Here is a 16,283-nt window from a genome sequence, read left to right as displayed (position 1 = left end):
TTGCAGCGTCACGTTACTTGAGGCTGCCCGACAGGAACTGGCGCAGACGCTCGCTCTTCGGCGCGCTCAGCACTTCGGACGGCGCGCCCTCTTCTTCCGTGCGTCCCTGATGCAGGAACATGACGTGATTCGACACGTTGCGCGCGAAGCCCATTTCATGCGTGACGACGATCATCGTGCGGCCTTCTTCGGCGAGACGCTGCATCACCTTCAGCACTTCGCCGACGAGCTCGGGATCGAGCGCGGACGTGGGTTCGTCGAAGAGCATGACATCCGGATGCATCGCGAGCGCGCGCGCAATCGCGACGCGCTGCTGCTGACCGCCCGACAGATGCGACGGATACTGCTTCTCGACGCGCGGCGGCAGGCCCACTTTCTCGAGATATTCGCGCGCACGATCCTCGGCTTCCTTCTTCGATATGCCGAGCACATGCAGCGGCGCTTCCATCACGTTCTCGATGGCCGTCATGTGCGACCACAGGTTGAAGTGCTGGAAGACCATCGCGAGCTTCGTGCGTACGCGCTGCAACTGCTTGTGATCCGCGACTTCGAGATTGCCGGATTTATCGGTCTTGGTGCGAACGGCTTCGCCATCGACGATGATCTGCCCCGCGTTCGGCCGCTCCAGGAAGTTGATGCAGCGCAGAAACGTGCTCTTGCCCGAGCCGCTCGCGCCGATGATGCTGATCACATCGCCCGCTTTGGCCGCGAGCGAGACGCCCTTCAGCACTTCGTTGTCGCCGTAGCGCTTGTGAATGTCCTCGGCGACGAGCTTGGTCGCGACGTCTTTGGCGGTTGGCTGCAACGCTTTCTCCTCGGGTGATGACAGGGTGTGACGCATGGCTTCGAATTTTACCGCTCGTTAATGACGCACAGCGCGCACCGCGCCCGCCGGCCGCAGATACGCGAGCCAGCGCCGCTCGGCGCGCCGGAATGCCGCGACCAGCGCGAACGAGATCGCGACATACAGCAGCGCCGCGATGCCGAACGATTCGAACGACTGATAGGTCGCCGAATTCGCATCGCGCGCGACCTTCAGGATGTCCGGCACGGTCGCGGTGAAGGCGACGGTCGTCGCGTGCAGCATCAGGATCACTTCGTTGCTGTACAAAGGCAAGGCGCGCCGCAGCGCGGACGGCAGGATGATGCGGCGATACATCGTGAAGGTGCTCATGCCGTATGCGCGCGCCGCTTCCACTTCGCCGTGCGCGATGCCGCGAATCGCGCCGGCGAAGATTTCGGTGGTATAGGCGCAGGTGTTGAGCGCGAACGCGAGGATCGCGCAATTGAAGCCGCTTTTGAAAAACGCTTCGAGCAGGGACTGCGTGCGCACGAATTCCAGGCTGTACATGCCGGTGTAGAGCAGCAGCAGTTGCACGTAAAGCGGCGTGCCGCGAAACACGTACGTGTAGAGGCGCACGGGCGTCGAAAGCCAGCGGTTGCGCGATACGCGCGCGCAGGCGAGCGGCACCGCCGCGCAGAAGCCGAGCGCGATCGACGCCGCGAGCAGCCACAACGTGACGACGAGGCCCGACGCGCGCATGCCGTCGGAATACAGGAACGGACGCCACCATTCGGCGAAGATCTGGATCATGGCTTTTTGCTCGCTGGCAGGAGTCAGAGTTCGGCGTGCCGCACGCCGATCGAATAGCGGCGCTCGAGCGCCATCAACACGAGGTTCGATGCGCTCGTGATCGCGAGATAGATCAGCGCCGCGATCAGGATGAAGAAGAACATGTTGAACGTGCTCTTGCCCGCGTCCTGCGCCGCCTTGACGACATCCGCGAGACCGATGATCGACACGAGCGCCGTCGCCTTCACGAGCACCTGCCAGTTGTTGCCGATGCCCGGCAGCGCGAAACGCATCATCTGCGGAAAGAGAATGCGGCCGAACACGCGCATGCCGCTCATGCCGTACGCACTGCCCGCTTCGAGTTGCCCGCGCGGCACCGCCAGAAACGCGCCGCGAAACGTCTCGGTGAAATACGCGCCGTAGATGAAGCCGAGCGTGAGCACGCCGGCCGTGAACGGATCGATGTCGAACTGACTCCAGCCGAAGGCATCGGTGACATTGTTGATCGCGATCTGAATGCTGTAGAAGAGCAGCAGCATCAACACGAGGTCGGGAACCGAGCGGATGAGCGTCGTGTATGCGGTCGCGACGGCGCGCAAAGGCGCGTGACGCGAAAGTTTCGCGGATGCGCCGGCCAAGCCGAGCAGCACCGATACCGCGAGAGACAGCACCGCGAGCGCGAGCGTCTCTTTGGCGCCCGCCCAGAGGAGCGGGCCGAAGCCGTACAGGATCAAGAGTCGCCTCCATCGTCTTCGTTGAAAGAAGCGGAGCGCGACTACGAGCGCTCCGGCGATTGGCGGCGATACTCGCAAGCGAAAATTAATCGCTCAATTGTGATGAAACGTCTTTGCTGCGATGCAGCACGACGACGCGGTGAGCCGTCACGCGGCCACGGGCCCGCCGCGCAACGCTGTTCGCACGCGACAGACAGGAAAACCCCGATGCGCGCGGAATCCGGAAATTGCGGTTTTCAGGTCGCATTTTCGATAGACCGCGCGCCCGTCGATCACGCCATTTACGCGCGCGCGACGTCCCGCACGCGTTGCGCGACCTGCCCGTTCGCCACGGCGATCTCCGGGCTGTCCTGCAGCAAAGGCAGGAATTGTTCGGCGAATGCCGGGTCGCGCGTGCCGGCGCTGAACATGTCGACGACGGCTTGCGCGTGCGCGATGCGCGCGTCGGCGGTGGCTTCCTCGTCGTCGAGGACGTCGTCGATGGCGGCGATGAGCGTCGAGAACGGCGTAAGCCAGCGATACGCCGATCCGTTGATCACGATCTGCAGGAATTCGCCCGGCGACGTCGGCCCGAACTCGGCCTCGTGGCGCGCGCGCAAATGCGCAAGCACGCTGCGATGAAGCACGAGCAGCGGATGCCGCACGTCGCGCAGGAAAGCGGTGGCGGTCGGGTCGTTCATCGGAGTGGTCATGATCGGGCCTCGTCAGGAAACATCGTAGATAAGGACGAATCGAGGCCGATCAAGCGGCGCGCGTCTTGCCCGCGTAGCGGATGAATTCCGCGGCCGTGAGCGGCGCCGAAAACAGCCAGCCCTGCCCGAACCGCGCGCCGCGCGCGAGCAGATACGCAGCCTGTTCCTCACGCTCGATGCCTTCGGCGATCACCTGCACGTCGAGCGTCGCGGCCATGTCGATGATGTGCGACGCGACGCTGCTCGACGCCGCGTCCTGCCCGACGGTATCGACGAACGACTTGTCGATCTTCAGGCCGTCGATGCGAAAGTTTTGCAAGTGCGAGAGGCTCGAATAACCGGTGCCGAAATCGTCGAGATAGACGGCATGGCCCGCTTCGCGAAACGCGCCGATGACTTCCTTGGCGGCATCGGCGTCGAGAAAGCTGCGCTCGGTGGCCTCGATGTGAATCTGCTCCGGCCGCACGCCCTGCTGCGCGATCGCGGGGCCGAGCACGTCGAGAAAGCGATGCGTGGTGAGATCCGGCGCGGACAGATTCACCGACACGTAGTACTCCGGGTAGCGCTTAAGAAAGTCGCCGAGTTCGAGCAGGATCGTGTCGAGCACCTGATCGGTGATCGCCTGGATCAGCCCCTGATGCTCCGCGAGCGGGATGAAATGATCGGGCCGCACGATGCGATCGTGATACTTCCAGCGCACGAGCGCCTCCGCGCCGACGCAGCGCCGCGTGGCGAGATCGACGATCGGCTGATACGCGACGATGAACTGGTGCCGCCGCACCGCATCGCTCAACTGGCCGCGCGGCGAGAGCCGTCGCACGAAGAAGAACGCCGCCCAGCTCGCGAGCGCGAGCCCGACCACGACGCCGCCGAGCAGCCAGCCCCACGGCAGCGTGCGCAGGCGCTGGCGCAGCGTCTGATGCGGCGCGCTCACGACGACCGCGAGCGGCATCGACACGGAACGGCGCACGACGTACGGCGAGTCGTCGCGCACGGGCGGCTCGGTGCGATAGACGGCGAGGATCGCGTTGGCGTCGGTGGCGGGCGTGGTCGCGATCACGCGGCTCACTTCCGTGTTGATGACGGCGACGCCGCTCGCGACCTCGTCGTTCGCGTCGAGCGTGTCGACGTAAAGCGATGGATCGGCGGCGACGTAGAAGCCGTTGCGCCCCATCACGAGCGAAGACTTGCCGCCCGGCAGACGCGACAGCCCGTACCACGCCATCACGCCGTCGCGGGAGCGCCAGTCGGGCGGCGGCAGCGTGAGGCCGTCGAGCACGCCCGCCGACACCGCGCCCAGGAGCGACGAACATTGCCAGCGGCCGTCGCGATCGTAAGCGCCGGCGTCGCGCACCTGCTCGTGCGTGAGCGCGATGCGTCGCAACTCCTGCAGATACGGCGTCGAACACGGCACGGCCGCCACTTTGCCGATTTCCCCGAGCGCGCCCGACAGCCGCCGCGTGACATCTTCGGCGCGAAAGAGCGCGGCGGCCGCGACCGTGTTCAGGCGCGCGGTCTCGTCATGCCGCTGACTGCGCTGCGCGAACAAAAAGCCGATCCCCGCCGGCGCCAGCGCCGCGATTCCCACGATGACGATCAGAAGCGCCGCCAGCGCCCCACGTTGAATTTTGTTCATTGCGTCTTATGGACCGCGGCGCAAAGACTGTCGCGCGCGCGTTGTGTATTTCCTGCCCGACGTGGCCGGCGTGCGTTGCGCCGCGCCCGAGTCTCGGACAAACGACTTAGTGTAGGGGTCGCGCATCGCTCGATTCAACGTTTTCTTTGCCCGAAAACGCTGCCTTTTGGTGGTCTTCCGCACGGCCCGCGCAAGCTTTTTTTGCCGCCGATGCACCGTGCGAAAATGGCCAGACCAGAAACCGCGTTTTCCTTGCATCGAACGACAGACATGGCCTCCGACGTTTCCTCCCGACCGCTCGTGCGCGACGCCGCGCAAGGCGACTTCGACGCCATCGCGCGCATTTACTCGCACTACGTCGAAAACGCGCTCGCGACTTTCGAAGAGATCGCGCCGTCGGTCGACGACATGCGCGCGCGTCACGCGGCCATCGCGGCGGCGGGCTTGCCGTATCTCGTCGCGGAGCTGGACGGACGGCTGGCGGGCTATGCGTATGCGTCGGCATACCGGCCGCGCTCGGCTTACCGGCATACGATCGAAGATTCGGTCTACGTCGCCGATGGTTTCGGTCGCCGCGGCGTCGGCCTCGCGCTGCTCACGGCGCTCATCGAACGATGCGAGCGCGGACCGTGGCGGCAGATGATCGCGGTGATCGGCAACAGCGGCAACGCCGGCTCGATCGCGCTGCATGCGCGGCTCGGGTTCGAACATGTCGGCGTGCTGCGCGACGTCGGCTTCAAGCACGGACGATGGGTCGATACAGTGCTCATGCAGCGCGCGCTGAAAGACGGCTCGGACGTGGCGGCATGACCGGCCGCGTCGAGCGGCTATGATTCGATATTTGCCTCCCGCGCGTTTTCCGCTTTGCCAACGTACACTCTCGCCGCTTCCGTCAGCGCTGAAATCGACATCCGCAAGAGCCGCTTCATCGCGCTCGCGATACCCGTCGCGGATCGCGACGAAGCCATGCGCGAGCTCGAGCGTCTGCGCGCCGAGCATCCGGGCGCGACGCATGTCTGCTGGGCGCTGCTCGCGGGCGGCCAGTCGGGCATGTCCGACGACGGCGAGCCTTCCGGCACCGCCGGACGGCCGATTCTCGAAGTGCTGCGGCATCACGAAGTCGATGGCGTGCTGGCCGCGGTCGTGCGCTATTACGGCGGCATCAAGCTCGGCGCGGGCGGCCTCGTGCGCGCCTACACCGATGCGATCGCAAGCGCGATGCAGTCGGCCGAGCGCGTCGAGCGCATCGAGCGAGGGCTGATCGGCATCGACATCGACTATGCCGACGAAGCGCGCGTGCGCCGATGGATCGAGCAGCACGACGCCGAACTCGTGCAAAGCGAATATGGGATGACCGTGCGCCTCGTCGTGCGGATGGCCGCGATCGCGCGCGAGCCGGCCGCCGCCGAATTGCGCGATCTCACCAACGGCCGCGCGAACGTCGAGGTACAGGCGTGAATGACGACGAGCCGCGCGCCTTCGCGATGGTCATCGAGCCTGCCGGACACTTCGTCGCGGTGAAAGGCGGCGAGACGCTGCTCGAAGCCGCGCTGCGGGCGAATCTGTCGCTGCCGCGATCGTGCCGCAACGGCACCTGCCGTGCGTGCATCTGCCGGATCGTCGAAGGCGAGATCGCGTATCGCGTGGAATGGCCGGGACTCACCGCGGAGGAAAAAGCCGAACGCTGGATTCTGCCGTGCGTCGCGCTCGCCCTGTCCGACGTGACGATCGAGCAGCCGGACGCGCGCCAAGCCGAGCCCGATCGAAGGCCTCCTCGCTCGCGCGGATTCTGAGCGCGGGTATTCCGGGATTGTCGTCTCGATTCAACGACCTACGATGTGATTCCAACGTCCGCATATGCATGCTTTCGTACAAAGTGCGTGCAGGGTCACGCTCAAAAAGTGTACAATTGCGTTTTGCCCTAAATTCTGGCAGGGCCAGATCAACCGAGATTTCAATGACTAAAGTACTGTTGAAAGAGAACGAGCCTTTCGACGTCGCCATGCGTCGTTTTCGCCGTACCGTCGAACGCACGGGCCTGATCCAAGAGCTCAAGTCGCGCATGGCTTATGAAAAGCCCACCACCGAGCGCAAGCGCAAGAAAGCTGCTGCTGTCGCTCGTCTGCGCAAGCAGATCCGTCGCGCGCAACTGCCGAAAAAGTTCTATTGATCGACGCAGGGCATCGCGCCCTCGTCTGCTTAGGCAAGATCGGCATCGCAACCTGAGATCGATCGGGTCGCGGTTTCACGCGCAGGTCGCGTGAAAGCTCGCGGATTCGCGCACTATCGTAGCGCCCCAATCGATTAAAGCTGGCAAGATCGCACAAGGCCTGCATGAGCACAAAGCTCATGCAGGCTTTTCGTGCTTGGGAAGGAAATTTTCGGTCGGATGAGCGGTCGCGCTTTTTCGCTGCCGGACCCTGCGCCATTGAGAACGAAGAAGAAACGAACGCACAAAAGCGAAGAGCCCGGCTGAACCGGGCTCTTCGCTTTTTGAAACTGGTTGCGGGGGTAGGATTTGAACCTACGACCTTCGGGTTATGAGCCCGACGAGCTGCCAGACTGCTCCACCCCGCGTCTGAAGAATTAAATTATAGACCGAAGCATTCCCCGAAGTCAAACGTTGTTTGTACTCAACGTTGCTGCCGGCGTCGCGCGTTCGTTCGCGGCGGCGTTGACGGCCTGCTCCACCGCCTGCTGATGCGCCCGCGACAGTCTGCCGAGCACCGGCAGGAGCGCCATGGCGACCGCCGCGCCGCCCGCGGCCAGCCAGCCGAGCCCGAAAAAGAGATGCGTATAAAGCGGCAGCGATTGCACCGGTTCGAGGTTGCCGGACGGCATGCGCGCAAAATTGGCGACGACGCTGCCGAGATACTGCGACACGCCCGTCGCGACGAAATACGCGCCCATCATGAAGCCGCTCATGCGCGCCGGGACGTAGCGCGCGATCATCGCGAGGCCGAGGCCCGACACGAGCAGTTCGCCGAGCGAATAGAGACCGTAGCCCGCCACCATGAACCACGACGACACACGCCCATCCACCGCGTAACGCCCGCTCAGACCGAACACGAAGAATCCGATCGCCACGACGACGAAGCCGAGCGCGTACTTCAAGGCCACCGACATGCCGCGGCCGCGCTGTGCCTGTCGCGTGTAAAGGAACGCGAGAATCGGGCTCAGGAGCATGATCCAGATCGGGTTGAGCGCCTGAAACTGCGCCGCGCTCCACGTGAACAGCTCTGCGTTGCCGATCGAGAACGACGGATCGACGTTGCGCAGCGCGAACAGCGTGAGCGATGTCGACATCTGCTGGTAGAACACGAAGAAGAGAATGACCTGCAGCGTGAGGATCAGCGCGGCGACGAGGCCCGCGCGCTCGCTGCGGTCGCACTTGATCAACATGTAGCCGAAGATCGCCAGAATGGCCACGCCCGCCGCGTAGACACACGCGACCGCCACGGTCTTGTGCTGCAGGATGAATACGGTCGATGCCGCCAGCGCGATGCTCCCCGCCGCAACCGCGAACGCGTGCTTCCAGCGAATCGGCTGGTCGTCCGGAGCGGAACCGATGTGCGCGAGCGTGCGGCGCATCACCGCGAAATTCAGCAGGCCGAGCACCATGCCGCCGCAGCACACGGCGAACGCCGCGTGCCAGCCCCAGTGATCCTTGATCCACGGCGTCGCGAGCATCGAAAACGTCGAGCCGATATTGACGGCCATGTAATAGATCGTGAACGCGCTATCGATGCGCGCGTCATCGCCCTCGTAGATGCGGCGCACGAGATTCGCCGCGTTGGACTTGAAGAGCCCGTTGCCGACGACGATCACGCCGAGGGACGCATACATGAAGCCGAGCGTGTCGACCGGAAGCGCGAGCATCAGATAGCCGAGCGCCAGCACGAAAGCGCCCGCGGTCATGGTGCGGCGCGCGCCCAGTATCTTGTCGCCGATCCAGCCGCCGATCGACGGCGCCGAAAACACGAGCGCGGTGAACGCGCCCCAAGTGAGATTGGCCTGCTCATCGGCGAAACCGATCTTGTCGACCATGAACAGCACGAGCAGCGCAGCCATGCCGTAATAGCCGAAGCGCTCCCACATTTCGATCAGAAAGACGGTCGTGAACGAGCGCGTCTGCGAGGCGCGGGACGAGTGAGTTAGCATCGGAAAAAATCCTTCAAACGGCGTGAGCGAATCGGCGCATTTCGAGATACCGATTGCACGTAATGACGAAACGAGCGAATAGTCCGCGAAATGGTCAGATGAATAGCTGGGCGATTATCCGCGGCAAACACGCGATTATCGCAAATCGGAGACATTCGATTGCTATCGAATCCTGAATCAGCGGCGCACGCGCGGCGTTCGCTTTCCTCGACGCGCGAGGCAAGGAAGTATCGGGTAATCGGCAAAATCCGGCGCGCGACGTTTCGTCGCCGCTTTCTCGCATGGCGGGTAAATCAAGCGAAACGCAAAGTTCTCGGATTCTGCGATTGGCGTAATTTGTCGCGAGAATTAATGCGCAGTTATCGACTATGACTCAATGTAATAATTCGCGCGATTAATTCGATCCCGAAAGTCGCTGAATCAGGTCGCGGGCCGCCGCACGAACGCGAGCATCACGCCGAAGCCGATCATCAGCGCCCCGCTCACGCGATTGAACCATGTGAAACCGCGCGCGCCGCGCGAAAGCGAGCCAAGGCGCGCGCCCAGCGCGGCGTAAATAAAGATCGCCACCAGTTCGAGCAGCAGGAACGTCGCGCCGAGAATGGCGAAGCTCGTCGCGTACGCGCTGCGATCGACGAATTGCGGGAAGAAGGCCGTGAAGACGAGGATCGCCTTCGGATTGCCCGCCGCGACCCAGAATTCCTGTTTGATGAGCCGCGCGAGATTCATCGGACCGCGCGCCGCGCCCTCTTCCTTGACGACGAGCGACGGTCCGGAGCGGATCAGCTTCACGCCGATCCACACGAGGTACGCCGCGCCGGCGAACTTGATCGCCGTGAAGAGCGTCTGCGATGCGAGCAAAAGCGCGCCGAGCCCGAGCCCGGCGATGGCGATCATGATCGCGAAAGCGACGATCCGCCCGAACGACGCCAGCACCGACGCGCGAACGCCATCGCGCGCGCCGTTCGACAGCGACAGCACGTTGTTCGGCCCGAAGGCCATGTTGATGGCGAAGCACGCGGGCAGGAACAGCGAGAAAGTCTGGAGCGACATGGGACACCTGCGGATCGGCGCAAAACAAACCGCAAAATTAGCACGCGCGCGACGCCTGCAGAATGGTCAGAAACGATGACGGATGCCCGTGCTCAACATCAGCTGATTGCGGCCGCTCGACGGATCGTTGGTGTTGATCACCGCCGGCGCGCCCGACGAAGCGCGCTGATAGATCGACTCCAGATACACGTCCGTGCGCTTGGAGAGCAGATAGTCCACCTGCAGCGCGCCCTCGTGCCAGTGCGCGCCGCCGCCGTTGGTGTACACGTACATTCCGGAGATCTGAATCGCCGGCGTCAGCTTGTAGATGCCGTTGATCTCGTAATTGTTGAGCGCGAGCGATGGCATCAGCTCGCCGGTGTCGGCATCGGTGACGCCGGAATTGATCGCGCGGGAAAATGCGCCGCCCAACGTGAATTCGCCGATCTCGTAGCTCATGCCGACGCCGAACGTGTTCTGCCGCTGCACGTTGGCGTTGAATATCGTGTTGCCCGGGCCGGGCAGCGCGAGCGAATCGTATGCGCCGCTCGTCGTGTTGCCGCGCCCGTTGTTGTGCAGATAGGCGGCGCCCGCGTTGAAGGAGCCCGCCGAATAGTTGGCCCCGACGCTGTACGCGCGATTGTCCGAAAATCCGCCCGCTTGATTCGAGAACGCGTAGAGACCGCCGAAACTCAGGCCGCCATAGTTTCCACTGGTGTATTTGACGGAGTTCGCCGCGAGGAACGAGTTGTTCGCGTTGTCGTTGTCGAGCAGATGCGCGAACGCCGTGCCGCCCGTGTTGCCGGTCAGCGTGAAGGTCTGGAAGTAATCGTGGATCGAGTCGTATTGATGGCCGAAGGTGAGCGTGCCGAGCGTATCGGTGCCGATGCCGACATACATCGGATGATCGTTCAGCCCCTCGCCCGTCGCGACGGACAAGCCGCGCTCGAGCCGGAAGATCGCGCGCGCGCCGCCACCGAGATCCTCGGTGCCTTGCAGTCCCCAGTAACTTCCGTCGATGGTGCCGCTCGTCAGGCGATATTGCGAGTGGCCGCCGACGTTGTTCGTATAAGCGATGCCCGCGTCGAGTTCACCGTAGAGCTGCACCGAGCTCTGAGCCCACGACGCCGCAGGCAAGCCGATGAAGGCCGCGCAAGCCGCGATGCAGCAAGTCAGCGAGCGATTGTTGCGCGCGGCAAGGTGATCGGACTCGGAGATCGACGACGCAGCTCGGGATGCTTTGCGGCGATTCGGCATGGCAGGCTCCGATGATTCTTGTTTGAGATCGATTGTCAATTTTGTGAAGAAGCTTGTCAGTCAAAAGAAGATGCCCGATCGCATCTGTGTCCAGGAACCAACGAACGACCGTATTCCCCGCTCGCTCCTGTTGCGGGAATGACGCGTTTTGGCGTAGCCGGCGCCCCGCCGCGCTTGTCGATAGAATCGGACGACTTCAGCCAACCCGACCACGCTCATGTCCGAACCGATTCGCGTCATCCTCACCGGCCACACCCGCGGACTCGGCGCCGCGCTCGCTTCGCTGCTGCTCGAGCAAGGCGCGCAAGTGCTCGCGATTTCCCGAAAGCGCAACGACGAACTCGCCGCGCGCCATCCCGGTCAGTTGCACGAAGTCGAGCTCGATCTCGCCGATCTCCCGAAGCTCACCGAATGGCTGTCGGGCGACGCCCTGTCCCGCTTCGTGTCCGGCGCGCAACGCGTGGTGCTCGTCAACAACGCGGGCCTGCTCGCGCCGGTCGGCAGTCTCGCGGATCAGAAGCCGGCCGACGTCGCGCGCGCGGTCAGTGTGAACGTCGCCGCACCGCTGATGCTTGCGTCGGCGGTGGCGCAGGCGGCCGGGCCGTCGATCGACACGCGCATCGTGCATATTTCGAGCGGCGCGGCGCGCAACGCTTACCCCGGCTGGAGCATCTACTGCGCGACCAAGGCGGCGCTCGATCATCACGCGCGCGCGGTCGCGCTCGACGGCAATCGCGCGCTGCGCATCTGCAGCGTCGCGCCGGGCGTCGTCGACACCGACATGCAGGCCGAAATCCGCGGCACCGCGCTCGAACGCTTCCCGATGCGCGAGCGCTTCGACGCGCTCAAGCGCGACGGTCAGCTCGCAACGCCCGAGGCGTCGGCGCGCAAGGTCGTCGATTATCTCCTGAGCGACGCATTCGGCGACACCCCGACGGCGGACGTCCGCGATTTGTAATGATTCCGCAAGTCAGGCCGCTTCGACCGACGCGCGCGCCGCGTCGAGCGCCTGACGCGACAGCGCATCGGCGCGGGCGTTGCGCGCACGCGGAATCCACTGCAGACGCACATCGCCGATCTGCGCGATGAGCGAGCGCACGCGCGCGGCGTGATGCGCGAGCGAGCGGATGCCGGCGTTCTCCGATGCGCTGACGTCGTCGATGACGACGCGGCTGTCGCCGTAGATCACCACTTCCGCTGCACCTTCGCGCAGCGCCGCTTCGAGAACCGCGATCAGCGCGAGATATTCCGCCGCGCTGCTGTCGCCGATGCCCGCGGCGATGCTGATCTCGACCGTCTCCCCGAGCGGACCGACGAGCACCCCTCCCATTCCCAGCCGCCCGGGATTCGGCAGCGCGGAGCCGTCGAACCAGCCGCGCCATCCTGTCGCTTCGGGCTCGGTCCTACGCGGCCTGCTCCGTTCGGCTCGCCGGGCGTCGCGTGAGCGCAGCGCATCGGCGTTTCGGATTTGCTCGGCGCGGCGCGCATCGACGAAATCTCGCAAGGATTGCTCGCCCGCCGCCTTCTGCAACGTCCTGACGAGCGCCGCGTGCTCGGTGAGCGCCGCGCCTTTGGCGAGACGGCGGCTCTGCATGCGCTCCTTCTTGTAGGCGACGGCCAGCAATTCCTCGAAAGCGATCATGGGCAGCGGACGGAATGAACGAATTCCGAGCTTAGCAGAGCGCGATGACACGCCATGGGTACGGCCGTTGCTCACCATAACGTGTCTCACGATGGTCAAAGGAGCGGATCATGAGTCAATCGATGGAACCGGCTTCCGCGGGCGCGAAGATCGTCGGCAAGGGCGCGGCGACGGCCGCCGGCCCCGGACCCGATGTCATGGCGGCGAGCACGCTCGACGGCAATTCGGTCAGAAGCAGCGACGGCCAGGATGTCGGATCGCTGAAGGAAATCATGCTCGACGTGACGAGCGGACGGATCGCTTATGCGGTGCTGTCGAGCGGCGGCTTTCTGGGCATCGGCGACAAACTGCTCGCTGTGCCGTGGAGCGCACTCACGCTCGATACGGACAACCACTGCTTCCGGATCGACGCGACGGCCGAGCAGGTGCGCAACTCGCCGGGCTTCGACAAGGATTCCTGGCCTTCGATGGCGGATCGCGTCTGGGCGAGCACGGTGCATCAGCACTACGGACGCGAGCCGTACTGGTCGAGCGACCGGACGAGCGACGTCGGCCCGGGCGGCGCGATCCCGCCCGGCGGCGTGGATGCGCCCGAAGCGGGCGGCGTGAAGCTATAGCAAAGGGGAATCGCCGCCGATGGGCGGCGTTTAAGACGCGCGGCGCGCGGTCAGTCGAGCGGCCGCTCTCCGACCTGAATATTGACGCCTTCGGTTTCGCCCATCAGCGCGCGCAGGACATCGCCTGCGAAATCCTCGATGGCGAAGTGCCATTCGAGCGAGCCGACCGGGAAGTCGTTGGGGCTGCACTTGCCTTGTGCACGGCGAATCGCACCGACCGAGAGGCTCAGCGCGCGAGCGTGCTGAAAGTGCGGATCGTCCGAGTCGAGGAACGGGAATTGGTCTTTATCCATGACATCCTTAACGGTCCCCGCCGACGAAACTTTAGGCCTGCTACGAGCGCGCAATCGTTTGCGTACGTTCGAGTTTGAAGACACCATGCAGCCTTATCGAAATATTGCCGGCAATTCGGGCGTCGAAGCATTCGACATCCTGCACGACGGCATCAAAGTGCGCTTCGTCAACGGCGGGACATACCTGTATGACTATCGCGTGCCCGGTCGCGCGCGCGTCGAGGAAATGAAGCAACTGGCCCGCGCCGGACGCGGGCTCAGCACATACATTGCGAAGTTCGGTGGGGAGTATGCCGAAAGAATCGACTAGCTGCCCGAAGGGGCGATTCTACGCGAGATCGGGAAGTTTTCTTCGGACGATTGAATGTGGCGTCATCGAACGACAGGCAGATTCGGCACGTTCTCGTTGACCGCCGTGTTGAGTTGGTGAAGCTGGCGCTGCAGTTTGTTGAGTTGCGCCTGCGCCGCGGCGCGCCGTCCTTCGAGTTGCGCCAGCTCCTTGCGAATTTCCTGCTGCTTGAGCGCAACCTCCTGATCGTGCCGCCCGCCTCGCTGCAAATCGACGCGCACGCGCTCGATCTGCGCGTCCGATTCCGCGGTGAGACGTTCGATCTGCTCGTTCTGCGCTTCGAGATGCGCGCGCCGCATTTCGGCGTCGGCAAGCCGCATCGCCTGTTCGACGAAATGACGGAACGCCGATTCCGCCGCGCCGAGGTCGCCGGCCTTGAGCACGCGCCAGACCGCATCCTCGTGATGGAGCACGGCGTAATAGATCAGATCGCGCGGATAAAACAGCAGGCTCGCGGAATAGGCGAAGCTCTGAAACGTGCGAAACGTCGAAAGCGCACCTTGCTGAACGAGCCATTCGACTTCCGCGAGATGCGCGGCCTGCACGGCTTCCTTGCCGGATTGCTGGGTGGCGGGAACGACCCCGGGCCGCAGCGGCGTGACGCGCGTCGAAAGCTGAACCGGGACGGACTCCTCCCCGGACAGGACTTCGGCGTGGATCTCCGGCGCGGTGAAGCCGCGTGGAATGTTGGCTTTTTGACGCACGAGAAACGATGGTGCGTTGTCGAGCAAGCTCCCTCTTCTGCTCAGCAGGCTTTTCACGATGGCTCCCTGGCCAGTCTTTTCCAGCACTGGCCGTCATGCATTGAGGTTGGTTTAAATTCGGTACCGCGACAGGCGTTATTCGATTCGAATGAATACCGGCGCAACCATTCTGCATGACGAACGGAATCTGCTTTCTTTCGCTCGAATAAGCTATCGGATCAAGTATAGGCGAGACGTCCGGCGATTCAAACGATGCAGAAAATGCCGCCGACGCAGTGCGCGGATTCCGTGAGAAAGAGGATAAAAATGTAACGCGATGAAAAAATCGGAATGCGCCGAATGCAACGATCGAAAATCAAGAGTGGCGATAAAACGCTTGCGTCCCGTTCATCCTCATCCTGGCGATTTGAGCGGAGCGCGCTTTCGACATCAAGGCGACCATACGCATGATCCTGATGCCCTGAAGACCGCACGCAATGCCCGGCGTCTCAGCGACGCGCGACTCGAGCGAACCCATGACGCCATGCAGATTGACGACAGGCGTCGGCAATCCGGGCATGCCGATCTGCGTCGCGGGCCTGTGCAGCGGCGCGTGCGTCAGTGCGGCTTCGCGCCGATCGTCCGCGAAGAAATCTGACAGAACCTCTGGCGTTTCGACATGAGGCGCGCCTTCGTTTCGATTCTGAAAAAATTCGTCAATCGATTCCAAATAACGAACCGGCGTTTCTTCGACACGCCGTGCAATTGCCGCGCAGCGTTGCAGTTTCCAGTTTTCGCGCTGACTGACTGCCGCGATCGAATCCGCGATACGCGCGCGCATTTCCGCTTCGCGACGCGCAATCAATGCGTTCAGCATGTGCGCTTCCTCGCCCGACTCCTCGGGCAATTGATCGCGCCATTTCAATAATTCGCTCAGTGCGATGATCGACATGAAGTACTCCGTGGCGTGCAGACTTTCGAACGGGAAACAGGCAATTCGATATTGTTTGGATCGCGAATTGTAATAGACCCGCGCCCTGGATCGCCTGTCAAATATCCTATCCGTTTATCGGCCATTTAGCGTCGCTTAAGACATAAATAAGGACAGTCCTAATCGCGGCGCACGCGGCACGTTCGATGCTGACGGTTCTGTAAGCGGCGCGCCTGGCGCCGGCTCAAGGAGACAGATATGAAAACCACTACCGCGATCGCTGGCGCGCTCCTCGCGCTGGCCAGCAGCAGCGCGCTTTCGCAGGAAATGTCGCGCGATCAGTTGATGCAGCGTCAGCAGCAGATGCAGCCGGGCAAGAATGAACCGATGCCCGCCCCGCGCACGGGCGACTCGTCGCAAGGCGGCGTGCAGTCCGGCACCTCCGGCGGCGGCACGCTGATGCAGCAGCGCGAGCAAGGGATGTCGCCGGCTCAGCCGGGTGACTCCAAATCGACCGGGACGATCAAGCAGTAGCCGCGCACTTTCGTCCACGACGCCGGCCTTGCGCCGGCGTTGTCGTTTCGGAATCGCGCGCTCGCATCGGTCGGATATGGCTCGAAGTAAAGGATCGCTTCCTTAGTCATACGAACGTCACTTGCCGCTCGCAATAATGCGCGGGCAAT

20 protein-coding genes and 1 tRNA gene are annotated in these 16,283 nt (G+C 63.5%); 8 read left to right on the top strand and 13 right to left on the bottom strand.

Translation table 11 applies throughout. The features are described 5' to 3' along the window. Window positions 1–13: 13 nt before the first annotated feature. The 5 genes from LDZ23_RS05100 to LDZ23_RS05080 all read right to left on the bottom strand — a co-directional run bounded on the left by LDZ23_RS05100 (window position 14) and on the right by LDZ23_RS05080 (window position 4,635). On the bottom strand, window positions 14–841 hold the full coding sequence (locus tag LDZ23_RS05100; protein ID WP_051996525.1) for an ABC transporter ATP-binding protein: 828 nt from the start codon (window positions 839–841) through the stop codon (window positions 14–16). Between the two features lie 21 nt (window positions 842–862). Next, window positions 863–1,594, bottom strand: a complete 732-nt coding sequence (locus LDZ23_RS05095; protein WP_008350370.1) for an ABC transporter permease — start codon at window positions 1,592–1,594, stop codon at window positions 863–865. 23 nt (window positions 1,595–1,617) lie between these two features. Further along, on the bottom strand, window positions 1,618–2,307 hold the full coding sequence (locus LDZ23_RS05090) for an ABC transporter permease (protein ID WP_008350371.1): 690 nt from the start codon (window positions 2,305–2,307) through the stop codon (window positions 1,618–1,620). Window positions 2,308–2,588: 281 nt separating this feature from the next. Further along, window positions 2,589–2,987: a hypothetical protein gene (locus LDZ23_RS05085; RefSeq protein ID WP_033537211.1), complete on the bottom strand. Its 399-nt coding sequence runs from the start codon at window positions 2,985–2,987 to the stop codon at window positions 2,589–2,591. Between the two features lie 61 nt (window positions 2,988–3,048). After that, window positions 3,049–4,635 carry an EAL domain-containing protein gene (locus LDZ23_RS05080; protein ID WP_008350376.1) on the bottom strand — a complete coding sequence of 529 codons (1,587 nt, stop codon included), beginning with the start codon at window positions 4,633–4,635 and terminating at the stop codon, window positions 3,049–3,051. Between the two features lie 270 nt (window positions 4,636–4,905). Here LDZ23_RS05080 and LDZ23_RS05075 point away from each other — a divergent pair, with 270 nt between their 5' ends. From LDZ23_RS05075 to rpsU, 4 genes are all read left to right on the top strand, one after another. Then, window positions 4,906–5,445: a GNAT family N-acetyltransferase gene (locus LDZ23_RS05075; RefSeq protein ID WP_175979942.1), complete on the top strand. Its 540-nt coding sequence runs from the start codon at window positions 4,906–4,908 to the stop codon at window positions 5,443–5,445. A gap of 54 nt (window positions 5,446–5,499) precedes the next feature. After that, the gene (locus LDZ23_RS05070; protein ID WP_175979941.1) at window positions 5,500–6,093 is read left to right on the top strand and encodes an IMPACT family protein; all 594 of its coding nucleotides are present in this window, start codon (window positions 5,500–5,502) and stop codon (window positions 6,091–6,093) included. A 26-nt stretch (window positions 6,094–6,119) separates the two neighbouring features. After that, the gene (locus LDZ23_RS05065; protein ID WP_244808106.1) at window positions 6,120–6,428 is read left to right on the top strand and encodes a 2Fe-2S iron-sulfur cluster-binding protein; all 309 of its coding nucleotides are present in this window, start codon (window positions 6,120–6,122) and stop codon (window positions 6,426–6,428) included. A 164-nt stretch (window positions 6,429–6,592) separates the two neighbouring features. After that, window positions 6,593–6,805 (top strand): 30S ribosomal protein S21, encoded by a 213-nt coding sequence (gene rpsU, locus LDZ23_RS05060; protein ID WP_006999077.1) that lies wholly within the window; start codon window positions 6,593–6,595, stop codon window positions 6,803–6,805. A gap of 330 nt (window positions 6,806–7,135) precedes the next feature. On the opposite strand, the gene LDZ23_RS05055 is transcribed toward rpsU, so the two are convergent. The 4 genes from LDZ23_RS05055 to LDZ23_RS05040 all read right to left on the bottom strand — a co-directional run bounded on the left by LDZ23_RS05055 (window position 7,136) and on the right by LDZ23_RS05040 (window position 11,085). After that, a tRNA-Met gene (locus tag LDZ23_RS05055) sits at window positions 7,136–7,212 on the bottom strand. 39 nt (window positions 7,213–7,251) lie between these two features. Then, complete coding sequence (locus LDZ23_RS05050; RefSeq protein ID WP_008350387.1) at window positions 7,252–8,796, bottom strand: peptide MFS transporter; 1,545 nt, start codon at window positions 8,794–8,796, stop codon at window positions 7,252–7,254. Window positions 8,797–9,216: 420 nt separating this feature from the next. Next, a complete protein-coding gene (locus LDZ23_RS05045; protein WP_008350388.1) occupies window positions 9,217–9,849 on the bottom strand; it encodes a LysE family translocator in 633 nt (210 codons plus the stop codon). A 66-nt stretch (window positions 9,850–9,915) separates the two neighbouring features. Then, on the bottom strand, window positions 9,916–11,085 hold the full coding sequence (locus tag LDZ23_RS05040; protein WP_244807919.1) for a porin: 1,170 nt from the start codon (window positions 11,083–11,085) through the stop codon (window positions 9,916–9,918). A 217-nt stretch (window positions 11,086–11,302) separates the two neighbouring features. Between LDZ23_RS05040 and LDZ23_RS05035 the strand changes: the two genes are divergently transcribed. Beyond that, on the top strand, window positions 11,303–12,043 hold the full coding sequence (locus LDZ23_RS05035; RefSeq protein ID WP_244807918.1) for an SDR family oxidoreductase: 741 nt from the start codon (window positions 11,303–11,305) through the stop codon (window positions 12,041–12,043). 12 nt (window positions 12,044–12,055) lie between these two features. Here the strand turns inward: LDZ23_RS05035 and LDZ23_RS05030 are convergent, their stop codons facing one another. Next, window positions 12,056–12,727: a ribonuclease HI family protein gene (locus LDZ23_RS05030; RefSeq protein WP_244807917.1), complete on the bottom strand. Its 672-nt coding sequence runs from the start codon at window positions 12,725–12,727 to the stop codon at window positions 12,056–12,058. Window positions 12,728–12,837: 110 nt separating this feature from the next. Between LDZ23_RS05030 and LDZ23_RS05025 the strand changes: the two genes are divergently transcribed. Further along, window positions 12,838–13,344, top strand: a complete 507-nt coding sequence (locus LDZ23_RS05025; protein ID WP_008350394.1) for a PRC-barrel domain-containing protein — start codon at window positions 12,838–12,840, stop codon at window positions 13,342–13,344. A gap of 50 nt (window positions 13,345–13,394) precedes the next feature. Here the strand turns inward: LDZ23_RS05025 and LDZ23_RS05020 are convergent, their stop codons facing one another. After that, on the bottom strand, window positions 13,395–13,637 hold the full coding sequence (locus LDZ23_RS05020; RefSeq protein ID WP_008350396.1) for a hypothetical protein: 243 nt from the start codon (window positions 13,635–13,637) through the stop codon (window positions 13,395–13,397). Between LDZ23_RS05020 and LDZ23_RS05015 the strand changes: the two genes are divergently transcribed. Then, window positions 13,636–13,947 (top strand): hypothetical protein, encoded by a 312-nt coding sequence (locus LDZ23_RS05015; protein WP_372492530.1) that lies wholly within the window; start codon window positions 13,636–13,638, stop codon window positions 13,945–13,947. The genes LDZ23_RS05020 and LDZ23_RS05015 overlap by 2 nt on opposite strands. Before the next feature lie 62 nt (window positions 13,948–14,009). On the opposite strand, the gene LDZ23_RS05010 is transcribed toward LDZ23_RS05015, so the two are convergent. Both LDZ23_RS05010 and LDZ23_RS05005 read right to left on the bottom strand, forming a co-directional pair. Beyond that, window positions 14,010–14,717: a DUF2968 domain-containing protein gene (locus tag LDZ23_RS05010; RefSeq protein WP_244807916.1), complete on the bottom strand. Its 708-nt coding sequence runs from the start codon at window positions 14,715–14,717 to the stop codon at window positions 14,010–14,012. A 328-nt stretch (window positions 14,718–15,045) separates the two neighbouring features. Next, window positions 15,046–15,621 (bottom strand): hypothetical protein, encoded by a 576-nt coding sequence (locus LDZ23_RS05005; RefSeq protein ID WP_008350403.1) that lies wholly within the window; start codon window positions 15,619–15,621, stop codon window positions 15,046–15,048. 237 nt (window positions 15,622–15,858) lie between these two features. Between LDZ23_RS05005 and LDZ23_RS05000 the strand changes: the two genes are divergently transcribed. After that, the gene (locus LDZ23_RS05000) at window positions 15,859–16,134 is read left to right on the top strand and encodes a hypothetical protein (RefSeq protein ID WP_244807915.1); all 276 of its coding nucleotides are present in this window, start codon (window positions 15,859–15,861) and stop codon (window positions 16,132–16,134) included. Window positions 16,135–16,283 lie beyond the last annotated feature (149 nt).

This window comes from Caballeronia zhejiangensis, assembly GCF_022879815.1.
GTDB lineage: Bacteria > Pseudomonadota > Gammaproteobacteria > Burkholderiales > Burkholderiaceae > Caballeronia > Caballeronia zhejiangensis.
The sequence above is the reverse complement of the archived record's forward strand: the minus strand, read 5'-3'. Positions and strand labels throughout refer to the sequence as shown.